Raw genomic sequence first — 19,736 nt, 5'->3', positions numbered from 1 at the left:
CCTTACGGGGCGTGCCCGATCCGCTACGTTGGGGCCATGGATGAGCTGCCGGAGTGGATGTACGCACCCCGAGTCGAAGGCTGGTTCGCCGAGGACCTCGACCACCTGCCCGATGCGCCCAAGCACACCGAACTCATCGACGGCGCCCTGGTGTTCCGCAGCAGGCCCCAGTCGTTCTGGCACAGCCATGTCGGGTCGCAGCTGACCGCAGCACTGGACGGGCTGGTGCCGGCCGGGCAGCGGGCGACCGGGGGCATGACGATCACGCTGGACCGGCGCAGCCGCCTGGAGTCGGATGTGCTGGTCACCGACGCGGACTTCGACCCCGATCGGACCTGGTTCGCGCCCGGCGAGGTCCCGCTCGTGGTCGAGGTCGTCTCCCCGGAGTCCGCGCACCGCGACCGTACGGTCAAGGTCCGCAAGTACGCCGAGGCCGGGATCCCGCACTACTGGATCGTCGAGGAGGAGGACGGCCTGCCGGTCGTGCACGTCCTCGAGCTGGAGCCGGCGACGTCCTCCTACGTCCCGGCCGGGATCTTCCGCGGCAAACTCGAACGCCGGGTGCCGTTCCCGATCACGATCGATCTGGACGCGCTGGTGCCGAGCGGGCGGCGTGCAGCGGATTGAGGGCCCGGTGTAAAGACCTGCGAGACTGCGAGGCATGTCGGATGCACAGGTCGTCGTCGTCGGTGGTGGGATCGCGGGGCTGGCTGCGGCCGCTTTTCTAAGCGGGGCCGCCGGGGGGCCGGTGCGGGCGCGGGTGACGCTGCTGGAGGCGTCGGAGCGGGTCGGCGGGAAGCTGCGGGGCGGCGAGGTCGGCGGGGTCCGGGTGGACCTGGGGGCCGAGTCGATGCTCGCGCGGCGGCCGGAGGCGGTGGAGCTGGCCCGGGCGGTCGGGCTGGGCGAGGAGTTGGAGCCGCCGACCACCGCAAAGGCCTCGATCTGGACGCGGGGCGCGCTGCGCCCGCTGCCGGGCGGGCAGGTGATGGGCGTCCCGGGCGATCTGGACGCGCTGGCGGCCTCCGGGGTGCTCACCGCCGAGGGGCTGGAGCGGGCCCGGCACGAGGGCGCCACCGAGGTCGGGGACGACGTGGCGATCGGCCGCTACGTCGCCGACCGGCTGGGCCAGGAGGTGGTGGACCGGCTGGTCGAGCCGCTGCTGGGCGGCGTCTACGCCGGGCGGGCCGAGGAGATCTCGCTGCGCGCCGCCGTGCCGCAGCTGCTGGCGATCGCGCGGGGCGGCGGCTCGCTGGTCGACGGGGTGCACGAGCTGGCCTCGCGGCCGAAGGTGGTCGGCACCCCGGTGTTCCAGGGCCTGCGCGGCGGGCTCGGCACCCTGCCGGAGGCCGTCGCCGCCGCCTGCCGGAAGGCGGGCGTGGACCTGCGCACCGGCACGTCGGTGGACGGGCTGCACCGCACCCCCGGGGGCTGGCGGGTGGTGACCGGCGACGGCGAGGTGCTGCACGCGGACGCCGTGGTGCTGGCCGTCCCGGCGCCGGCCGCGGCCCGGCTGCTGCGCGCGGACGCGCCGGCGGCGGCCGCCGAGCTGGACGCCGTCGAGTACGCGGGCATGGCGCTGGTGACCCTGGCGTTCCGCCGGGCCGACCTGGCGGAGCCGCCGGCCGGCAGCGGGTTCCTGGTGCCGCCGGTGGACGGGCGGCGGATCAAGGCATCGACCTTCTCCTCCAACAAGTGGGGCTGGCTGGAGCGTTCCGCCCCGGACGCGTTCCTGCTGCGCACCTCGCTGGGCCGCTACCGGGAGGAGGAGGCGCTGGAGCTGCCGGACGAGGAGTTGGTGGCCCGGTCGCTGGCGGACCTCGGGGAGGCGATCGGCCTGACCGCCCGGCCGTACGACACCGCCGTCTCGCGCTTCCGGGCGGGCCTGCCGCAGTACCCGGTGGGCCACCTGGACCGGGTGGCCCGGATCCGGGCGGCGGCCGCCGGGGTGGGGGGACTGGCGCTGTGCGGCGCCGCGTACGACGGGGTCGGCATCCCGGCCTGCATCGGCTCGGCGGCCGCCGCGGTGGCGGCCCTCGACAAACTGTTGACCCCGGCAACCGGGGAAGGTTCCACGGAGAGGACAATGGGCGCATGACTGAGACCGTTGAGCGGCAGCCGGAGCAGCAGCCCGAGAAGAAGAAGGCGCGCGACCTGAACCAGGTCATCCGCTACACCATGTGGTCGGTGTTCAAGCTCAAGGGCACACTGCCCGAGGACCGCACGGCGCTGGCCGCCGAGGTGGACGAGCTGTTCGCCCAGCTGGCCGCGAAGGACGTGACGGTGCGCGGCACGTACGACGTGTCCGGTCTGCGCGCGGACGCCGACCTCATGGTCTGGTGGCACGCCGAGGACTCGGACGACTTGCAGGAGGCGTACAACCGCTTCCGCCGCACGGGCCTCGGCCGCCAGCTGGAGCCGGTCTGGTCCAACATGGCGCTGCACCGCCCCGCCGAGTTCAACAAGTCGCACATCCCGGCGTTCCTCGCCGACGAGCGCGCGCGCGACTACGTCTGCGTGTACCCGTTCGTCCGCTCCTACGAGTGGTACCTGCTGCCGGACGCCGAGCGGCGCGCGATGCTCTCCGAGCACGGCCAGATGGCCCGCGGCTACCCGGACGTGCGGGCCAACACGGTGGCCTCGTTCGCGCTCGGCGACTACGAGTGGCTGCTCGCCTTCGAGGCGGACGAGCTGCACCGCATCGTCGACCTGATGCGCGACCTGCGCCCCTCCCGGGCCCGGCTGCACGTCCGCGAGGAGGTGCCGTTCTTCACCGGCCGCCGCAAGCCGGTCAGCGAGCTGCTCAACGGCCTGGCCTGAGTTCCGCGGGATCGGTGAACGGGGTCCGCTTCGGCGGGCCCCGTTTCGCGTGTCACGTCCGGTGGGGGCGGAGGGCGGCGCGCAGGCGGGGGTCGGGGAGGACGGCGGGGCCGTTCATGGCGACGGCGGTGAGCAGTTCGCGCTCCTCGTCGTCGGCGAGGCCGTGCTGGCGGGCCGGGCGGACCTCGCGCAGCACCTCCTGGCCGACCGGGGACGCCCAGCGGGTGTAGGGGTAGACGTCGACCCGGGCCATCAGCAGGGTGCCCGAGGTGAGCACCAGCGGCAGCGAGAACCAGGCGAGCGGGGCGACGGTGTCACCGCCGGTGAAGCCGGTGAGGGCCAGCGCGGCGGCCAGCAGGAGGAGCGTCAGCAGCAGTGCGTGCCGCACCTGCCGGACCACCAGGACGGTGCTGCGCTGGACCAGGGCCGGGGTGGCCAGGCCGGCCAGCGAGAGCCGGGCGCCGATCTCCAGGACGGTCGGGTGCTCGGCCATCGCCTGGCGCAGCCCGTCGGTGCGGCACTGGCCGTCGGGGCCGACGGTGACGATGACCGCGCGTTCCAGGCGGCTGCGGCCCCGGGGGTCGACCACCGTCGTCCAGCCGGTGTGCGCCAGGTGCAGCCGGCCCCGGCCGGCCATCAGGACGAGGGCGAGTTCGACCACCCGGTCCGGGCCGCCGGCCAGGTAGGCCGTCTCGTACAGCCCGATCCCGACGGCCTCGGGCGGGCGCAGGCCGTCCGCCTCGGCCAGGGCGTCGGCGGTGGCGGTCGTCCGGACGAGCCGGAGACACGAGAGGACCGCCGCGACGCACGCCGGTATCAGGAACAGCAACCACATGGGCTTGTTGTATGCCTGGGCCGACGGCGCGGGGAACGGCTTCCCGGACCGCGATACCGAACTGTGACGTCAGGAGCCGCAGCCACCGCCACCACCGCAGCTCGACGAGGACGAGCCGCAACTGGACGAGGACGACCCGCAGCTCGACGAGGAGGAGCCGCAACTGCTGGAGCCGGAGCCGCAGCTGGAGGACGAGGATCCGCAGCTGCTGCTGCTTCCCCCGCAGCCGGAGGAGCCGGAGTGGGAGGAGCCGCACCAGGCCGTGGAGCCCCCGCAGGAGGACCCGGACGAGCTGCACGAGCTGGGGGGAAAGCTGCTGGAGGAGCCCGTCGAGGAGGAGGCGGCGTAGGAGCTCGCGGCGGCCGACTTCATCGCCTCGTCCTGGGCGGCCGCGGCCAGCATCGCGGACTGCAGCTCGTCGTCCTCCAGCCCGGCGGCGGCCAGCCCGCCGAGCGCGAGGGCGCCCAGCAGCACGCCGCCGGTCGTCTTCGGCGACAGGCCGGCGCTCGGCGTCCACGGCGTGCCGACCTTCATCAGGGAGAGCTGGCGCCGCCCGGCCGGGGTGATCCGGCCCTTGACCGGCCAGGTGACGAGCAGGCTCATCCCGCCGAAGACCAGGAGCACCACCGGGACCCACGGTGCGGGGCGGTCGGAGCCGGCGCCGCCGTCGTCCAGCACGTGGGCGAGGACGGTCGAGACGGCGACGCCGAGCAGCGCGAGCCAGAGCAGCCGCCGGGCGGTGCGGGCCCGCCGCAGCCGCTCGGGGCGGCGCATCAGGCCGCGGTCGGCGAGCCGGTTGCCGATCTCCTGCACGGCGGCGGAGCGCATCACGGCCCGGCGCAGCGGGGCGAGTTCACGGCTGCCGCCCGGGCCGACGGCGTCCAGGACGGCCTGGTCGACGGCGTCGTACGGCTTGTGCCCGGTGAGGGTGACCAGGCCGGCGCGGCTGATCACGGCCCGCTCGGAGAGGTGCATCCGGATCAGGGCGGTGTCGAAGACCCGGCCGGGGCCGCCGGACAGGAAGGCGGTGTCCATCAGCGGCAGGCCGCGGCCCGGCAGGCCCCGGACGTGTGCGACGTGGCCGACCCGATGCTTGGTCCGGGACGCGTACAGCGAGGCCGCCACCAGCAGGACGGCGGGGATGACGAAGTAGGTGTTGTGCCACATGGGCGGGTTCCCCCCGAAGGTGTGCGGTGAAGACGGGTGCTCAGCGCCTGCTCAGCGCCTGCTCAGCGCCTGCTCAGCGCCTGCTCAGTGCCTGCTCAGTGCCGCAGGGCTCGGCGCAGGCGGGCGAACGCGCCGGGCGGCCGCTCGGCGGCCGGGTGGAGCCACTGCTCCAGGGCCCGGCGGTGGTCGGCGGCGAGCGGGCCGCTGTCGGCGAGTGCCCAGGCGGCGAAGGCCCGGGCGTCGGTGCGGTAGCCGCCGGTCTGCGGGTGCCGGCGGGCGTAGTCGAGGAACAGCGGCCCGTACGGCCGGCCGAGCAGGCGGGGCAGTTCGGGGGCCACCTTGGCGACGGTGTCCCGCCGTTTGGTGGCCAGGCCGGTGGACTGGGCGCGGACCTGGTCCGGGTCGAAGCCGGGCGGGACGGGCCCGCCGGCCACCAGGGCGGCGAGCAGGTCCTCCTGGCGCCGCGCCAGCCGGGCGCGGGTGCCGCTCGGGCACGCGCCCGCCGCGGTCTCCCGGGGCTCGGTGCGGGGGGCCGGTGGGGCCGTCCGCGGGGTGCTCCCCTCCAGCACCCGGCGGATGGCGTCCAGTTCGCCGGCCAGCTCGCTGGGCGGCGGGAAGGCGGCGTCCCGTTCCAGCAGGACGCCGGGTGGTGCGACCCGTGCGCAGAGTTCGGCCAGGACCTCCAGCACCGGTTCGGTGACGGGGTGGGCGTGGGTGTCGTGCCAGACGCCGTCGACCAGGGTGCCGCCGGCGACGTGGACGTAGGCGAGCGCCTCCAGCGGCAGGCGGTCCAGTTCGGCGGCCGGGTCGATGCCGAGGTTGACCCGGTTGGTGTGCAGGTTGGCGACGTCGATCAGCAGCCGGACGCCGGTCCGCTCGACCAGTTCGGCGAGGAACTGCCCCTCGGTCAGCTCGTCGTCGGGCCAGGCCAGCTGGGCGGCGATGTTCTCCAGCGCGAGCGGCACCGGGAGTTGGTCCTGGGCGATCCGGACGTTCTCGGCGATCACCCGCAGCGAGTCCCGGGTGCGGGGGACGGGCAGCAGGTGGCCGGCCTCCAGGCCGCCGGCCCGGACGAACGCCAGGTGCTCGGTGACCAGCGGGGAGCCGAGGGCGAGCGCCGCCCCGGCGAGCTTGGCGAGCCGGGCGGGGTCGGGCAGGTCGGCGCCGCCGAGGCCGAGCGCCACGCCGTGCGGGATGACGGTGACGCCGCGGGCGCGCAGGACCGTCAGGGACTCGGGCAGGTGGTCGGCGCAGATGTTCTCGGCGACCACCTCGACCCAGTCCAGGCCGGGTTGGCGTTCGACGACGGTGTCGATCTCGCTGCGCCAGCCGAGGCCGACGCCGAGGCGGGGTGCGCCGCCCCGCGCCGGGGTGGCGGAGCCGGGCAGGTCCAGGGCAGGGGAGGTCATCGGTTCGCCCCCTTTCGGAGGGCCGGGTGGGGAGGCCGTCGGGTGGTGCGGGCTTCGTCGCCAGGACCGCGCGGCCGTGTTGCTGAGGATGTCCCCGGGTGGGGCGGCTGCCAAGCCCCGCCCGGTCTTCTCAGAGCATTATTTGAGCTTGCCGCCGCGGGGGTGAGGGACTTTGGTCCCGAGCCGGGGCCGTTGCCGCAGGTGAGGCGCACCGGCGAGGGAAAATTCGCAGGCGCCGGACGGGCGGGCGGGGCTAGCGTGGGAACCCATGACTTCTTTGACGATCCGTGACTTCCGCCCCGACGACGCCGAGGCCGTGGCCGCCGCCCACCGGGCCGGGCGCGAGCACCTGGTGATGACCTCCGAGGCCCTGCTCTGGATGAACGGCCGGCAGAGCCCGGGCGAGCACTTCCGCACCTTCGTCGCCGAGCTGGACGGCCGGGTGGTCGGCGCGGTGCGCTGTGCGGCGGTGCTCGGGACGACGACCGCCGGCGTCGGGTACGCCAACGGCAGCGTGCTGCCGCGGTTCCGGCGGCGCGGCGCGGCCACCGCGCTGCTGGCCGCGGCCGAACGGCACCTGGCCGGGCACGGGGTGAGCGAGCTGCACACCTGGCTGGACGACGAGCCCGCCTCGCTGGCCTTCGCCACCGCCCGGGGCTACGAGCTCGGGCGCGCGGCGCAGTTCGGCGGACGGGACTTGGCGCTGCCGCTGCCGCAGGTGCCCGTACGGCCGGCCGGCGTCGAGCTGCGCCCGGCCGCCGACTGGGCGGCCGACCCGCGCCCGCTGTTCCTGGTCGAGGCGGACGCCGTCCGGGACGAGCCCGGCGAGGTGCCGATGGACGCCCTGGAGTACGAGGACTGGCTGCGGGGCGACTGGGCCCGGCCGGACCTGGACCGGGCGCTGACCGTCGTCGCCGTGGTGGACGGCGAACCGGCCGCGTTCAGCATGGCGCAGACCGACGGGGTGGACCGCTACTGGTCCGCGTTCACCGCCTGCCGCCGGGAGTTCCGCGGGCGCGGGCTGAGCAAGCTGGCCAAGCTGGAGTCGCTGCGCCTGGCGGCCGCGGCGGGCTACCGGCGCGCGTACACCTCCAACGACGAGACCAATGCGCCGATGCTCGCGATCAACGCGTGGCTGGGGTACGAGCGGTGCGCCGGGGAGCGCAAGGGGATCAAGCGCTTGAAGTGACGCCGGGTGCGGCAATCCTGACGGTCGGAATTGCCGCGAGGGGGGTATTTCCGGCCACGGAGGGGACTTAACCAGGGCACACAGTTCGTGGTCGAGTCTTTCTCCGTGGGGATGATATGGAGATCCTGCTCCAGGTGTTCATCGCATCGGTTCCGGCCGTGATCGGCTTCCTCGCGGCCCGCTCCCTCGCCCGGACCAGACTGTTCCTGCGCTACGGCTTCCTGCGGGCGCTGCTGGCGCCGTACAGCCGGGTGCAGATCATCACGCCGAGCATCGAGGTCGCGGAGTTCGCCTTCACCACGGACGGCTGCCAACTGACCAGCCGCGGGCCGAAGAACGTGCTGTTCATGCCGATGGCCGAGGCCAGGGCGATAGCGGGGCTCACCGACCTGCTGCGGAAGGTCAACCGGAAGGCGACGATCGAACTGGTGGTGGCCGGCGCGCAGGATCCGCGGATGCCGACGTTCTCGATCGGGGGCCCGAGCGTCAACTCCTATTCCGGCGGCGTGCTGGACGCGGTGTTCCCGGATTTCGCCATCGAGTACCCGGACGAGGCCCGCGCCCGGTGGGGCGCAATGACCTTCGAGGCGCTGTACAACCCGGCCGGGGAGCTGATCCGCGACCACGGCTTCATCTTCGTGACCCGCACGCCCCGGCAGGCGCCCTGCGTCGTGCTCTGCGGGGTGTTCGCCTTCGGTTCCGCGATGGCGGTGGAGGCGTTGACCGCGGCGAGCCGCAACTCCCCGCTGGCGGCGCTCTTCCGCTCGGGGGAGAAAGGATTCGTCGCGGTGGAGGGGCGGGTGATAGGCCTGGACACCGTCGACGTCACGGTCGAGGTCTGCCGTACCCTGCCCGCGCCCCGGTCCGACGTCCCGTCGGGATTCCGAGGTGAGGTGTCCACGGGTCGTCCCGACGGTTGAGACGATTGGTCTCGACCACAGGGGGCGAAACCGGACAGCTCGGGAGAGTCTGGGGCAGCAACTCCTGGCGGCCGTACAGGTTTTGCCCCGCCCCTGACACACTTTGGGCATAATCGCGCACATGACGATCAACCGTGCGAACGTGAGCGCGATTGCCGAGGACCTGCACGTGTGGCTCCCCCCGAAGCGGGGCTGGGGCCTGGCCAACTGCGGGCTGCTGGCCTCGGCGAAGACCGCGCTCTGGATCGACACCCCCTACGACCCCACCCTGGCCGGGGAGTTCCTCGCCGCCAGCCGCCGCCTGCTGCCGGCCGGGGTCGAGGTCGACCGGGTGATCGTCACCCACGCCAACGGCGACCACCTGTGGGGCGCCGGAGTCGTCCCGGACGCCGAGGTGATCTCCACCCGCGAGGCGCTGGAGCACATCCACTACGAGCCCACCCCGCAGCAGCAGCACGCCCTCGTCGTCGGCGGCGACCCGGACTCCCCGCTCGGCGGCTACCTCAGAGAGCACTTCGGACGGTTCGACTGGTCCGCCACCGACCCCGTGCACCCGGACACCGTCTTCACCGGCGAGCTGGAACTGCGGGTGGGGGAGTACCCGGTGCAGGTGACCGGCCTGCCCGCCGCCCACACCGGCGGCGACCTGATCGTCCACCTCCCGTACCAGCGCGCCGTCTTCACCGGCGACGTGATCTTCGGCTCGACCCCCGAGTACCCGGGCGACCACCCGGTGCACTGGGCCGGCCCGCTGGAGAACGTGATCACCGCCTGCGAGCGGATCCTGGCCACCGGCGCCGAGATCTTCGTCCCCGGCCACGGCCCCGTGCTCGACCGCGACGGCGTCCGCCACCACATCGCCTACCTGACGTACGTCCGGGAGCGCGCGCACGCCCTGCACACCGCCGGGATCCCCGCGCTGGACGCCGCCCGGCGGGTGATCGCCGAGCAGCGCCACCCCGAACTCGGCCTGCCCGAGCGGCTGGTGCTCACCATCGCCGCCGAGTACCGGCACCTGGACGGAACCGAGGTGCCGAACGTCCTGGAGGCCATGGGCCAGGTCGCCCAGGTGGCCCGCGAACTGGCCGAGGACGCCGCCCGCAGCCCGCGCCCGCGCGCCGCCGCCCGGGACTGACCGCCCGGGACTGACCGCCCGCCGCGCCCGGGCCGGACCACCACCGGCCCCCGGCCCGGCAGCAGCCGACCAGCCAGGACCCCCAGAGGACTCCCGAGGACTTCGATGACGCAGATTGCGCTGATCGCCCTGGCGCTGGTCGCCGCCGCGACGGCGGGCGTGCTCGCCCGCGGCCGGGCCCGGGCCCTCACCCGGGCGGTCGCCGCCGAGACCGCCCGCGGCCACGGCGAGGAACGCGCCCGCGCCGCCGAAGGCCGGCTGGCCCGCGCCGAGCAGCAACTGCGCGAGGCGCAGGAGGCCGCCCGGCGCGCCACCGAGGAGACCCACGACGCCGAGAGCCGCTACCGGGCCGCCGAGGAGCGCACCCGGGAGGCCGAGAGCCGAGCCCGCACCGCCGAGGACACCACCCGGGAGACCGACCAGCGGGCCGCCGCCGCGAGCACCCGGGCCGGGGAGGCCGAACGGCGGCTCACCGTCGCCGAGGAGCACACCGCCGCCCTGCTCGCCGAGATCGGCCACCTCGCCCAGGAACGGGTGGCCGCCACCGCCGTCCGGCTCAGCCACGCCAACGCCCCGCTGGTCGGCCCGCTGGACCCGCAGGCCGTCGGCCCCGAGGCCGTCCGGGCGCTGCAGTCCGTCCTGGACGCCGCCTCCGCCGCCCTCACCGACGAGCGCGAACGCGTCGACGCCGCCGCCCGCGCCGCCATGCGCGGCGCCACCTCCCGGATCCAGACGCTGCTCTACCAGATCCAGAGCCTGGTCCAGCAGCTCCAGCACGACAACGACGACCCCCGGCTGCTGGAGGTCGACTTCCGCAACGAGGTCGCGCTGCGCCGGATCCAGACCGTCGCCGTGCTCTGCGAAGCCTGGCCCGGCCTGGCCCGCACCGACTCGCCGCTCGCCGAAGTGGTGGTCGGCGCGCTCTCCCGGGTGCCCGGCTACGCCCGGATCAAGGTCGCCAACCACCTGCGCGAGCAGCGGCTCGCCGTGGTCGCCCGGGCCGCCGAGCCGCTGGCCATCACCGTCGCCGAACTCCTCGCCAACGCCTCCGCCTACTCGCACCCGGAGACCGACATCCCGGTCACCGTCCAGCAGGGCGGCCGCGGCGCGCTGGTGATCATCGACGACAGCGGCATCGGCATGGACGACGACCAGCTGCGCCGGGCCCGCCGACTGCTGGCCGGCCCGCCCGACGTCCTGCTCACCGAACTCGGCAACCCGCCCAAGACCGGCTTCGCGGTGATCGGCAAACTGGCCCGCCAGTACGGCTTCTCCTGCCACATCGAGCCCTCGCCGTACGGCGGGATGCGCACCATCCTGCGCATCCCGGCCGCGCTGGTGACCGTCGTCGACGACGAGCAGCCGCTGTCGGTGCTCACCCCGCTGCCGCTGCGGGCCGGCGCCGGCCCGGCCCCCGCGCCCACCGTCCAGGCCGTCCCGCCGATGCGCGACGCCGACGAGGGCGACGGGCCGCCCCCGCTCGCCGACCGGCACAACCAGCCGGGCCCGCACCCCGCGCCCGCCATCCACGCGGTGCCCGACGCACCGGCCGGCCCCGCCGACCCGGTCGACGACGGCACCGGCCTGCCCAGCCGGCGACGCCGCCGACCGGTCACCGCCGACGGCCCCGGCGCCCCCGAGCCCGCCGCCAGGCCGTCCGCCGCACCGGCCGAGCCGTCCGCTCGGGCCCCCGAGCGGACGCCCGAGCGCGCCGCCGCCCACTGGCAGGCGCTCCAGGAGGGCACCGGCTCCGGCCGCGCCGCCGTGGCACAGGCCGCCCGAGGGACCAGCACGACCGGCGAGTCCAGCACGACCGCCGGGACCAGCCCGGCCAGCGAATCCAGCCCGACCGGCCGGAGCGGCCCGACCGCGGCCGCCCGCGACACCGGTGCCCGCACCACCGTCCGTCCGCCCGACCCGACCCCCGAAGGAGCCGAGCAGTGACCAGCACGCCCAGCCCGACCACCACCGACGAGATCTCGTGGGTGCTGACCCCGCTGCTGGAGCTGCCGGGGGTGCTGCACGCGGTCATCGCCACCGGTGACGGCCTCGTCGAGGGAGCCTCCGACGGGCTCGACCGCGCCTCCGCCGAGCGGGTCGCCGCGATGACCGCCACCGTGCACGCCGCCGCCCGAGCGTTCACCAGCGCCTTCACCGACACCGAACGGCCCCGGCTGGCCCAGACCGTCGTCGAGTCCGACCTCGGCTACGCCGTCGTCGTCCCGGCCGGGGAGAACACCTCGCTCGCCGTGTTCACCTCCCCGGAGGCCCAACTCGGCAACGTGGCCTACCAGATGCAGGTGCAGGTCGCCGCCCTGGGCCGTGCCCTCGCGAGTCCGAGCCGGCAGCAGGACACCACCGTCCGATCATGACCGCCGTACCCCGCAGGCGGATGGTGCCCGCCTACCTGGCCACCGGCGGCCGCAGCCGCCCCGGCACCGCCGGCTTCGACCGGCTCACCGTGCTGTTCGCGGACCGCACCGAACCGCCCCGCGAGCTGGAACCCGAACACCAGCGGCTCTGGGAACTGCTGCGCCCCGGCGCGCTGACCGTGGTGGAAGCCGCCGCGCACCTGTGCCTGCCGGTCAGCGCCACCGTCTTCCTCGCGGCCGATCTGGTCGAGGCGGGCTGCCTGCGCGCCCGCGCGCCGATCCCGCGCGCCCAGCAGACCGACCGCTCCATCGTCGAGAGGCTCCTCGTTGGACTCCGTGCGCTCCGGTAGCCCGGCCGACCGGCCGAGCCGGGTGGGCTACCTGCCCGACCGGGACCAGACGCTGATGAAGCTGGTGGTGGCCGGCCCGTTCGGGGTCGGCAAGACGACGCTCATCCGCACCCTCTCCGAGATCGCCACCCTGCACACCGAGGAGGCGATGACCGAGACCGGACGGCCGGTGGACGACCTGGCCGGCCTGCCCGAGAAGGCCACCACCACGGTCGCCGTCGACTTCGGCCGGCTGACCCTGCCCGGCAACCTCGTGCTCTACATGTTCGGCACCCCCGGCCAGCGCCGCTTCTTCCCGCTCTGGCAGGACATCGCCCGCGGCGCCCTCGGCGCGCTGGTGCTCGCCGACACCCGCCGGCTCGCCGACTCCTTCGAGATCATGGACATGGTCGAGGAGCAGGGCCTGCCCTACGCCGTCGCCGTCAACTGCTTCCCGGACGCGCCGGTCCACTCGATCGAGGTGCTGCGCGCCCACCTGGACCTGCACCCCACCACCCCGCTGCTGCTCTGCGACGCCCGCGAGCGCGGCGCCAGCCTGGACGCGCTGATCGCGCTGGCCGAGCACGTCCTCGACGGCCTGCCCGCCGCCCCCGCGAACGCCCCCGACCCCGCGGACCAGGTAGCGACCGTCCCTGCCGCCTCCGCCGCCGAGGAGCGCCCGTGACCACCGACACCCGCCCGACCCCGATCTACGGCCCGGTCTTCGCCGCCGACCCGCAGCTGGTCTACGACCGGCTGCGCCGCTACGGCGCCGTCGCCCCGGTGGAGATCGCGCCCGGCGTCGAGGCCCTGCTGGTCACCGACTACCAGGCCGCCCTGGACCTGCTGCGCGACACCGACACCTTCTCCAAGGACTCCCGCGCCTGGCAGCGCACCGTCGCCCCCGACAACCCGCTGCTGCCGGTGCTCGGCTACCGCCCGACCGCCCTGTTCAGCGACGGCGAGGTGCACGCGCGCTACCGCGCGGTGATCACCGACGGCCTCGCCCTGCTCGAACCGCACCGGCTCCAGCGCCGGGTCGCCGAGGTCGCCCACCAACTGGTCGACCGCTTCGAGGCGGCCGGCACCGCCGACCTGATCGCCGAATACGCCCGCCAGCTGCCGGCCTTCGTCCTCACCACCTGGTTCGGCGTGCCCGAGGAGCACAGCGCCCGGCTGGTCGCCGGGATCGCCGGGATGATCGAGTCCACCGAGAAGGCCGTCGTCGCGTACGGGGACCTCGTCGCGGTGGTCACCGCCATGGTCGCCGAGCGGCGCGAGCGGCCCCGGCACGACCTCACCTCCTGGTTCGTCACCCACCCGGCCGGGCTGGAGGACGACGAGGTGATCCGGCAGATCACCCTCACCATGATCGCCGGGCACGAGCCGACCACCAACCTGATCGGCAACGCCCTGCTGCGCCTGCTCACCGACGCCCGCTACGCCGGCTCCCTCATCGGCGGCGCGATGACCGCCTACCAGGCGATCGACGAGGTGCTCTGGCACGAGCCGCCGCTGGCCAACCTCTCCGCCCACTACCCGCGCTACGACATCACCTTCCACGGCCGGGAGATCCCGGCCGGCACCCTGGTGCTGGTCTCCTACGCGGCCGCCAACTCGCAGGCCGCGCCGCCCACCGACGGCACCGAGCTGCGCAGCGGCGAGAGCGCCCACCTGGCCTGGGCGGCCGGCCCGCACGGCTGCCCGGCCCGTGACCCGGCGCTGCTGATCGCGATCACCGCGATCGAGCAGCTGACCAGCCGGCTCAGCGACCTCGAACTGGCCACCCCGGCCGAGGACCTGCTCTGGCGCCCCGGCCCGTTCCACCGGGCCCTGGTCCACCTCCCGGTCCGCTTCGCCCCGACGGCCTGAGCCCCGGCGGCCCGAACCTTGCTGGCCCGAGTCCCGACGGCCCGGGACGGACGAGGGCCCGGGTGTCCGTCCGTACGGAAACCCGGGCCCTCGCGGCGCGACCGGCCGGCGCTACTCGGCCGGCTTCAGCGTCAGCGAGACGCTGTTGATGCAGTACCGCTGGTCGGTCGGCGTGCCGTAGCCCTCGCCCTCGAAGACGTGGCCCAGGTGCCCGCCGCAGCGGGCGCAGCGCACCTCGACCCGGCGCATGCCGAGCGTGGTGTCCTCGATGTACTGGACCCGGTCCCCGGCCAGCGGCGCGTAGTACGACGGCCAGCCGCAGTGGCTGTCGAACTTGGTCTCGGAGCTGAACAGCTCCGCGCCGCAGGCCCGGCAGCCGTAGACGCCGATGGTCTTGGTGTCGGTGTACTCACCGGTGAACGGGCGCTCGGTGCCGGCCTCGCGGAGCACGTGGTACTCCTCGGGGCTCAGCTCGTCCCGCCACTCGGCCTCGGTCTTCTCGATCTCGTAGCTCATCACGGCTCCCGGTCGGGGTACGTCAGACGTTGGAGGCAACGTTCGAGAGGTGCTGCACGCTTCCCCGGATCTCCTCCAGGATGGCGGGGCCCAGGTTGGTGACGTCGCCGGCGCCCATGGTGAGCAGCAGGTCGCCGGGGCGGGCCAGGCCGGCCAGTACGGCGGGGGCGGCGGCGAAGGAGTGCTCGGCGGTGACGTCGGCGCCGGCCCGGTGGGCGGCGTCGATGATCAGCTCGCTGGTCACGCCGGGGATCGGGTCCTCGCGGGCCGGGTAGATGTCCAGCACCACCGAGGCGTCGGCCAGCGCCAGGGCCTGGCCCATCTCCTCGGCGAGCTGCTGGGTGCGGCTGAACAGGTGCGGCTGGAAGACCACCAGTACCCGGCCCTCGCCCTCCAGGCCCTCCCGGATCGCCTCCAGGTCGGCGGTCATCTCGGTGGGGTGGTGGGCGTAGGAGTCGATCACCTGGACGCCGCCGGCCTCGCCCTTGAGCTGGAGGCGGCGCCGCACGCCGGTGTAGGCGCCGAGGGCCTTGGCCAGGTCGGCGGCCGGGACGCCCAGCGCGACGCCGGCGGCCAGCGCGGAGACCGCGTTGTGCGCGTAGTGCCGGCCGGGCACCGAGACGGTGAAGGACAGCTCGGCGCCGTCCAGCTCGACGGTGACCTCGCTGGTCATGCCGCGGGCGACCACCGAGCGGACCCGGACGTCGGCGTCCTCGGCGGCGCCGACGGTCACCACGGTGAGGCCCTCGCGGCCGGCCACCCGGGCGGTCAGCTCGCGGGCGCCGTCGTGGTCGGCGGAGACCACCAGGGTGCCGCCGGGGGTGATCCGGCCGACGAAGGTCTCGAAGGACTCGTAGATCTCCTCGATCGAGGCGTAGTTGGCGTGGTGGTCCAGCTCCACGTTGAGCACGATCGCCACCTCGGGCGCGTACTTGTGGAAGCTGCGGTCGCTCTCGTCGGCCTCGGCGACGAAGATCTCGCCGGCGCCGTGGTGGGCGTTGGAGCCGGGCGTGTCGAGGTCGCCGCCGATCGCGTAGGACGGGTCCAGGCCCAGCTCGCCGAGGGCGACGGCGAGCATGCTGGTGGTGGTGGTCTTGCCGTGGGTGCCGGCCACCGCCAGCGCCCGGCGGCCGCCCATCAGGGCGGCCAGCGCGTCGGAGCGGTGCACCACCGGGATGCCGCGCTCGTGGGCGGCGGCCAGCTCCGGGTTGTCGGCGCGGATCGCGCTGGAGACCACCACGCTGCTGGTGCCGTCCGGCACGTGCTCGGCGGCGTGGCCGACGTGCACGGTCGCGCCGAGGGCGCGCAGCGCGAGGACGGTCTCGGACTCCTTGGAGTCGCTGCCGGAGACGCTGGCGCCGCGCACCGCGAGGATCTTCGCCAGGCCGGACATCCCGGCGCCGCCGATGCCGATGAAGTGCGGGGCGTGCAGGTCGTGCGCGGCGTCGTTCAAGGCGGGGCTCCGTAGGGCGGGGGCGGAATGGTCGGGCGGACGGGATGGGGAATCGTCCTCGCGGGCGGACCGCAAGGACGATTCTGCACCACCGGCCGGGATCCCTAGGAGTCGCTGGCGAACAGCCGCAGCACCGGGACCCCCACCTTGTGCCGGGCCTGGGAGGCCCAGTCGCGGTGGAAGAACTCCTCCACGAAGTGCGGTGAGGTGAGCACCACCACCTCGTCCGCGCGGTGCTCCTCGACCGCCGTCCGCAGCCGGTCCAGCGGCTTCTCCTCGACCAGCTCGCCGACCGCCTCGGCCCCGGCCGCGCGCAGGTGGCGCAGGCTGTGTTCGAGCGACTCGGTGGCCACGGTCGGCCCGGACTCGGACTCGTCGTGCTCGTGCACCACCTTGTCGAGGTGGCCGAGCGCCACGTCGTCCAGCGCCCGCAGCAGCTCGTCCTGCTTGCCGCGCGGCTGCATCAGGACGACGAAGGAGACCTTCTCGTCGCTGTGGAGCGTGGTGACGAGTTCCACGTCCGCGTCGGAGAGAGCCTTTTCGATCATCAGTACCGTCTTGAACACGTGAGTCCCTTCCAGTGGCCGGCCCCCGGGCCCCGGCATCGCATTAACGGGATCACGACCCGTCGGTCACGGGGTCGGCGGACGCAGGTAGCGGGTGAAGAGGAATCCTTTCTGCTCGATCAATGAGACCAGCCGCATCCGCTGCACGTCAGGCATTTGCGCATCGCGGATGATGCGCGGCGCGTCGCCGCCCGTGATCAGCGGAGCCAGTGACAGGCACAACTCGTCCAGCAGACCCGCCGCCGCCAGCTGTCCCAGCAGCCGCGGGCCGCCCTCGCTCAGCAACCGCGTCCAGCCCCGCTCCGCCAGCGCCGACACGCCCGCCCGCAGGTCCACCGACCCCTCCCCGGCGAGCACCAGGTCGGCCACCTCGGCGACCGCCCGGCGGCGCTCCTCGGGCGCGTCCGCAGTGGTGATCACCACCGTCCTGACCAGCGGGGCGGTGAACAGCGGCGCGGTCAGGTCCAGGGTCAGCGAGCGGCTCACGATCGCGATCGCCGGAGCCGGGGCCTGCCCGGCCGCCGCCCGCGCCACCGCGAACTCGGCCCGGGCCCGGGCCGGCCGGTAGCCCTCCGCGCGGACCGTCTCCGCGCCCACCAGCACCACGTCCGACAGCGCGCGCAGCACACCGAAGATCCGCTTGTCGGCGTCCCCGGACAGGCCCTCCGATAGGCCCTCCAGCCTCGCCCCGCCGTCCAGACCGGCCACCATGTTGGCGCGCAGCCAGGGCCGCCCCCGATTCACCTGGTCGGGGTACGCGTAGACGGCGGCGAGCGACTCCAGCGAGGCCGGGTCGGCGACCGGCTCGCCCAGCGGGCTGATCAACTGTTGCATGCCCTCAGTCTTCCACCGGCCGCCGTCCCGAGGCGCTCTGCACCAGGCGTACCCTCTACTAACGTGCCAGCAGCCCCCCGCCCCGACACCGCGACCGAGTCCATAGCCGCCGCGAGCGCGGCCGGCTCCCCGATCGCGCTCGCCGACCGCCGCCCCGTCGTGCCCGCCGAGCGGCTGGTCGCCGAGATGGTCCCGCCGCCCCGGTTCTCCGACGTGAGCTTCGGGACGTACATTCCGGACCCGAACCAGCCCAGCCAGTACGAGGCCGTCCAGGTCCTGGAGCAGTTCGCCACCACCCTCGGCGGGGGAAACGGTTCCGCGCCCAGGCGCAGCTGGTTCCGCCGCTCAGCCCCGGCGCCCACCGGCCCGGCCGGCGTGTACCTCGACGGCGGCTACGGCGTCGGCAAGACCCACCTGCTCGCCTCGCTCTGGCACGCCGCCCCCGGCCCCAAGGCCTTCGGCACCTTCGTCGAGCTGACCAACCTGGTCGGTGCGCTCGGCTTCCAGCAGGCCGTCCGGACCCTCTCCGAGCACACGCTGCTGTGCATCGACGAGTTCGAGCTCGACGACCCGGGCGACACCGTCCTGGTCTCCACGCTGCTCACCCGCCTCGTCGACAACGGCGTCAAGCTCTGCGCCACCTCGAACACCCTGCCGGAGAAGCTCGGCGAGGGCCGCTTCGCCGCCGCCGACTTCCTGCGCGAGATCCAGGGCCTGTCCGCGCACTTCCGCCCGATGCGGATCGACGGCCAGGACTACCGCCACCGCGGCCTCCCGGACGCCCCGCCGCCCTACCCCGACGCGGCCGTCGACGCCGTCGCCGCCCGCACCCCCGGCGCCTCCCTGGACGACTTCGACACCCTCCTCGCCCACCTCTCCGCCGTCCACCCCAGCCGCTACGGCGCGCTGCTCGACGACGTCACCGCCGTCTGCCTGCGCGGCGTCCGCCAGGTCGACGACCAGTCCACCGCCCTGCGCCTGGTCGTCCTCGCCGACCGCATGTACGACCGCGAGCTCCCCATCACCGCCTCCGGCCTCCCCTTCGACCAGGTCTTCCCGGACGACATGCTCCGCGGCGGCTACCGCAAGAAGTACCTCCGCGCCATCTCCCGCCTGGTCGCCCTCGCCCGCGACAGCGCGAAGACCTGACCCCGTAACCCCCGCCCCGGCCGGGCGTTGCTCCCTAGCGGAGCAGAGGGGGGACGCATGGCCGGTGGCGGGCCCGCAGCGGGCTACTCGATCGAGATCGAACCCGAGGTACGCGAGTGGCTGCGGCAGTGTCCGCTCCCCGAGTACCGTGCGGTCGAGCGCGCGGCGGATCGATTGGCCGAGGACGGTGAACTCCTGCCGTTCCCGCTCTCCAGCCACCTCGGCGGCGGACTGCGGGAACTGCGGGTCGGGCCGATGCGGATCACGTACTGGCTCGCACCCGGGCGGAGGGCTGTGCTGCTGACGGTCTTCCGTAAGACATAGGAACCGCGAAACGGATCAGGTCGAGCGGGCACGGCGGGCTCAGAAGGTGTGTGAGGCCGAGCATCTGCCCGCCGCCGACCACGACGCCTACGACCGGGAGGAGCAGCGGTGAGCAGCGGTTATCACACGCGGTGGGTCGTGCCGCCGGAGCATCGGGAGAGCGAGCAGTACCGGGCGGCCGGGCGGCGGATGGCGCTGGCCGAGGCCGTGTACGCCCGCCGATCCGCTCTCGGCTGGACGCTCGCCGAACTCGCGGAGCGGGCCGGGCTGGACGAGGCGACGGTCGAGAGCATCGAGGAGAGCGGTGTCGATCCGACCCTGCCGCTGATCGAACGCCTCGCCGCCGCGTTCGACTCGGTCGTCCGCATCGACCCGGCCCGCGAGCCCGCCATGAGGTTCGAGGGGCACGCGGCCTGAGGAAGCCGCACCGCTTGATGCTCCTATGGGTTGTCAAGCGGTGGTGAGCCATTCGCGGTAGGCGTTGGCGAGGTCGTCGTCTCGGCGGGTGCCGCGTTCGAGGGTGGAGATGGTGGCGGGCCAGACGCCGAAGTGGTTGGCGACGGCGGTGAGGGTGATGTTCTTGGCCTGGCGGGCGGGCCGGAGGTCGGCGGTCTCGGGGGCCGTGACGGTCGTGGTGAGGCAGCGGAAGATCTCGCGGGCGATGGCGCGTTTGAGGAGGCGGATGATCTCCTTCTTGGTGCGGCCGGCCTCGCTCTGGCGGGCGACGTGGTCGCGGGTGCGTCGGTCGCTGGACATCCGGCACAGGGCTATCCGGTAGAGGGCGGCGTTGGCCGCGCGGTCTCCGCCGCGGGACAGGCGGTGGCGGTTGGTGCGGCCGCTGGAGGCGGG

22 protein-coding genes are annotated in these 19,736 nt (G+C 74.3%); 14 read left to right on the top strand and 8 right to left on the bottom strand.

The window, feature by feature from the left end; all coding sequences use genetic code 11:
• Window positions 1-36 precede the first annotated feature (36 nt).
• Genes ACFVX9_RS11175 through hemQ form a run of 3 tightly spaced genes read left to right on the top strand, consistent with a single transcriptional unit; the run spans window position 37 to window position 2,817 of the window.
• Window positions 37-627, top strand: coding sequence for a Uma2 family endonuclease (locus ACFVX9_RS11175; RefSeq protein ID WP_380376774.1), 591 nt, complete (start codon window positions 37-39; stop codon window positions 625-627).
• Between the two features lie 34 nt (window positions 628-661).
• Window positions 662-2,095, top strand: a complete 1,434-nt coding sequence (gene hemG, locus ACFVX9_RS11170; RefSeq protein WP_380376777.1) for a protoporphyrinogen oxidase — start codon at window positions 662-664, stop codon at window positions 2,093-2,095.
• Entirely contained in the window at window positions 2,092-2,817 is a 726-nt protein-coding gene (hemQ, locus tag ACFVX9_RS11165) for a hydrogen peroxide-dependent heme synthase (RefSeq protein ID WP_063349479.1), read from the top strand. Before hemG ends, hemQ begins: the two co-directional genes overlap by 4 nt.
• A gap of 52 nt (window positions 2,818-2,869) precedes the next feature.
• Here hemQ and ACFVX9_RS11160 read toward each other — a convergent pair whose 3' ends face one another.
• From ACFVX9_RS11160 to ACFVX9_RS11150, 3 genes are all read right to left on the bottom strand, one after another.
• On the bottom strand, window positions 2,870-3,652 hold the full coding sequence (locus ACFVX9_RS11160) for a TIGR04222 domain-containing membrane protein (RefSeq protein ID WP_380376780.1): 783 nt from the start codon (window positions 3,650-3,652) through the stop codon (window positions 2,870-2,872).
• A 69-nt stretch (window positions 3,653-3,721) separates the two neighbouring features.
• Window positions 3,722-4,819 (bottom strand): TIGR04222 domain-containing membrane protein, encoded by a 1,098-nt coding sequence (locus tag ACFVX9_RS11155; protein ID WP_380343866.1) that lies wholly within the window; start codon window positions 4,817-4,819, stop codon window positions 3,722-3,724.
• Window positions 4,820-4,914: 95 nt separating this feature from the next.
• Window positions 4,915-6,228: a DUF692 domain-containing protein gene (locus ACFVX9_RS11150; RefSeq protein ID WP_380376783.1), complete on the bottom strand. Its 1,314-nt coding sequence runs from the start codon at window positions 6,226-6,228 to the stop codon at window positions 4,915-4,917.
• A gap of 268 nt (window positions 6,229-6,496) precedes the next feature.
• On the opposite strand from ACFVX9_RS11150, the gene ACFVX9_RS11145 reads away from it, so the two are divergent.
• The 8 genes from ACFVX9_RS11145 (at window position 6,497) to ACFVX9_RS11110 (ending at window position 14,045) form a co-directional block, all read left to right on the top strand.
• Complete coding sequence (locus tag ACFVX9_RS11145) at window positions 6,497-7,417, top strand: GNAT family N-acetyltransferase (protein WP_380376786.1); 921 nt, start codon at window positions 6,497-6,499, stop codon at window positions 7,415-7,417.
• 116 nt (window positions 7,418-7,533) lie between these two features.
• A complete protein-coding gene (locus ACFVX9_RS11140) occupies window positions 7,534-8,337 on the top strand; it encodes a hypothetical protein (RefSeq protein ID WP_063349484.1) in 804 nt (267 codons plus the stop codon).
• A gap of 121 nt (window positions 8,338-8,458) precedes the next feature.
• Window positions 8,459-9,472 carry an MBL fold metallo-hydrolase gene (locus ACFVX9_RS11135; RefSeq protein ID WP_380376790.1) on the top strand — a complete coding sequence of 338 codons (1,014 nt, stop codon included), beginning with the start codon at window positions 8,459-8,461 and terminating at the stop codon, window positions 9,470-9,472.
• A 105-nt stretch (window positions 9,473-9,577) separates the two neighbouring features.
• Window positions 9,578-11,416: an ATP-binding protein gene (locus tag ACFVX9_RS11130; RefSeq protein WP_380376793.1), complete on the top strand. Its 1,839-nt coding sequence runs from the start codon at window positions 9,578-9,580 to the stop codon at window positions 11,414-11,416.
• Window positions 11,413-11,844, top strand: a complete 432-nt coding sequence (locus tag ACFVX9_RS11125; RefSeq protein WP_363368868.1) for a roadblock/LC7 domain-containing protein — start codon at window positions 11,413-11,415, stop codon at window positions 11,842-11,844. Before ACFVX9_RS11130 ends, ACFVX9_RS11125 begins: the two co-directional genes overlap by 4 nt.
• Complete coding sequence (locus tag ACFVX9_RS11120; RefSeq protein ID WP_063349488.1) at window positions 11,841-12,194, top strand: DUF742 domain-containing protein; 354 nt, start codon at window positions 11,841-11,843, stop codon at window positions 12,192-12,194. Before ACFVX9_RS11125 ends, ACFVX9_RS11120 begins: the two co-directional genes overlap by 4 nt.
• A gap of 55 nt (window positions 12,195-12,249) precedes the next feature.
• A complete protein-coding gene (locus ACFVX9_RS11115; RefSeq protein ID WP_363369119.1) occupies window positions 12,250-12,858 on the top strand; it encodes an ATP/GTP-binding protein in 609 nt (202 codons plus the stop codon).
• Entirely contained in the window at window positions 12,855-14,045 is a 1,191-nt protein-coding gene (locus ACFVX9_RS11110) for a cytochrome P450 (RefSeq protein WP_063349490.1), read from the top strand. The genes ACFVX9_RS11115 and ACFVX9_RS11110 overlap by 4 nt, the downstream gene beginning before the upstream one ends.
• 111 nt (window positions 14,046-14,156) lie before the next feature.
• Here ACFVX9_RS11110 and msrB read toward each other — a convergent pair whose 3' ends face one another.
• The 4 genes from msrB to ACFVX9_RS11090 form a co-directional block, all read right to left on the bottom strand.
• Window positions 14,157-14,561, bottom strand: a complete 405-nt coding sequence (msrB, locus tag ACFVX9_RS11105; RefSeq protein ID WP_380376798.1) for a peptide-methionine (R)-S-oxide reductase MsrB — start codon at window positions 14,559-14,561, stop codon at window positions 14,157-14,159.
• A gap of 22 nt (window positions 14,562-14,583) precedes the next feature.
• Entirely contained in the window at window positions 14,584-16,014 is a 1,431-nt protein-coding gene (gene murC / locus ACFVX9_RS11100; protein WP_063349492.1) for a UDP-N-acetylmuramate--L-alanine ligase, read from the bottom strand.
• A 104-nt stretch (window positions 16,015-16,118) separates the two neighbouring features.
• Window positions 16,119-16,580: an indole-3-glycerol phosphate synthase gene (locus ACFVX9_RS11095; protein WP_107452931.1), complete on the bottom strand. Its 462-nt coding sequence runs from the start codon at window positions 16,578-16,580 to the stop codon at window positions 16,119-16,121.
• A gap of 66 nt (window positions 16,581-16,646) precedes the next feature.
• Window positions 16,647-17,414 (bottom strand): pyrimidine reductase family protein, encoded by a 768-nt coding sequence (locus ACFVX9_RS11090; protein ID WP_380376801.1) that lies wholly within the window; start codon window positions 17,412-17,414, stop codon window positions 16,647-16,649.
• A 102-nt stretch (window positions 17,415-17,516) separates the two neighbouring features.
• Here ACFVX9_RS11090 and zapE point away from each other — a divergent pair, with 102 nt between their 5' ends.
• From zapE to ACFVX9_RS11075, 3 genes are all read left to right on the top strand, one after another.
• Window positions 17,517-18,563 (top strand): cell division protein ZapE, encoded by a 1,047-nt coding sequence (gene zapE, locus ACFVX9_RS11085; RefSeq protein ID WP_380376808.1) that lies wholly within the window; start codon window positions 17,517-17,519, stop codon window positions 18,561-18,563.
• A gap of 57 nt (window positions 18,564-18,620) precedes the next feature.
• Window positions 18,621-18,887, top strand: a complete 267-nt coding sequence (locus ACFVX9_RS11080; RefSeq protein WP_380376804.1) for a type II toxin-antitoxin system RelE/ParE family toxin — start codon at window positions 18,621-18,623, stop codon at window positions 18,885-18,887.
• A gap of 108 nt (window positions 18,888-18,995) precedes the next feature.
• Window positions 18,996-19,304 carry a helix-turn-helix domain-containing protein gene (locus ACFVX9_RS11075; protein WP_380343844.1) on the top strand — a complete coding sequence of 103 codons (309 nt, stop codon included), beginning with the start codon at window positions 18,996-18,998 and terminating at the stop codon, window positions 19,302-19,304.
• Window positions 19,305-19,337: 33 nt separating this feature from the next.
• Here the strand turns inward: ACFVX9_RS11075 and ACFVX9_RS11070 are convergent.
• On the bottom strand, window positions 19,338-19,736 hold a 399-nt coding region (locus ACFVX9_RS11070), incomplete at its 5' end, for a transposase (protein WP_387981381.1).

The sequence above is a fragment of the Kitasatospora sp. NPDC058243 genome, assembly GCF_042882025.1.
GTDB lineage: Bacteria > Actinomycetota > Actinomycetes > Streptomycetales > Streptomycetaceae > Kitasatospora.
This window is presented reverse-complemented; position numbering and strand designations above follow the sequence as displayed.

Bases quoted from the DNA above. Each gene is read 5' to 3' on its own strand.
- ACFVX9_RS11145 (WP_380376786.1), top strand. From the start codon at position 6,497: ATGACTTCTTTGACGATCCGTGACTTCCGCCCCGACGACGCCGAGGCC.
- ACFVX9_RS11140 (WP_063349484.1), top strand. From the start codon at position 7,534: ATGGAGATCCTGCTCCAGGTGTTCATCGCATCGGTTCCGGCCGTGATC.
- ACFVX9_RS11090 (WP_380376801.1), bottom strand. From the start codon at position 17,414: ATGCAACAGTTGATCAGCCCGCTGGGCGAGCCGGTCGCCGACCCGGCC.
- hemQ (WP_063349479.1), top strand. From the start codon at position 2,092: ATGACTGAGACCGTTGAGCGGCAGCCGGAGCAGCAGCCCGAGAAGAAG.
- ACFVX9_RS11135 (WP_380376790.1), top strand. From the start codon at position 8,459: ATGACGATCAACCGTGCGAACGTGAGCGCGATTGCCGAGGACCTGCAC.
- hemG (WP_380376777.1), top strand. From the start codon at position 662: ATGTCGGATGCACAGGTCGTCGTCGTCGGTGGTGGGATCGCGGGGCTG.
- ACFVX9_RS11155 (WP_380343866.1), bottom strand. From the start codon at position 4,819: ATGTGGCACAACACCTACTTCGTCATCCCCGCCGTCCTGCTGGTGGCG.
- ACFVX9_RS11115 (WP_363369119.1), top strand. From the start codon at position 12,250: ATGAAGCTGGTGGTGGCCGGCCCGTTCGGGGTCGGCAAGACGACGCTC.
- ACFVX9_RS11080 (WP_380376804.1), top strand. From the start codon at position 18,621: ATGGCCGGTGGCGGGCCCGCAGCGGGCTACTCGATCGAGATCGAACCC.
- ACFVX9_RS11120 (WP_063349488.1), top strand. From the start codon at position 11,841: ATGACCGCCGTACCCCGCAGGCGGATGGTGCCCGCCTACCTGGCCACC.
- ACFVX9_RS11160 (WP_380376780.1), bottom strand. From the start codon at position 3,652: ATGTGGTTGCTGTTCCTGATACCGGCGTGCGTCGCGGCGGTCCTCTCG.
- ACFVX9_RS11150 (WP_380376783.1), bottom strand. From the start codon at position 6,228: ATGACCTCCCCTGCCCTGGACCTGCCCGGCTCCGCCACCCCGGCGCGG.
- ACFVX9_RS11130 (WP_380376793.1), top strand. From the start codon at position 9,578: ATGACGCAGATTGCGCTGATCGCCCTGGCGCTGGTCGCCGCCGCGACG.
- ACFVX9_RS11175 (WP_380376774.1), top strand. From the start codon at position 37: ATGGATGAGCTGCCGGAGTGGATGTACGCACCCCGAGTCGAAGGCTGG.
- msrB (WP_380376798.1), bottom strand. From the start codon at position 14,561: ATGAGCTACGAGATCGAGAAGACCGAGGCCGAGTGGCGGGACGAGCTG.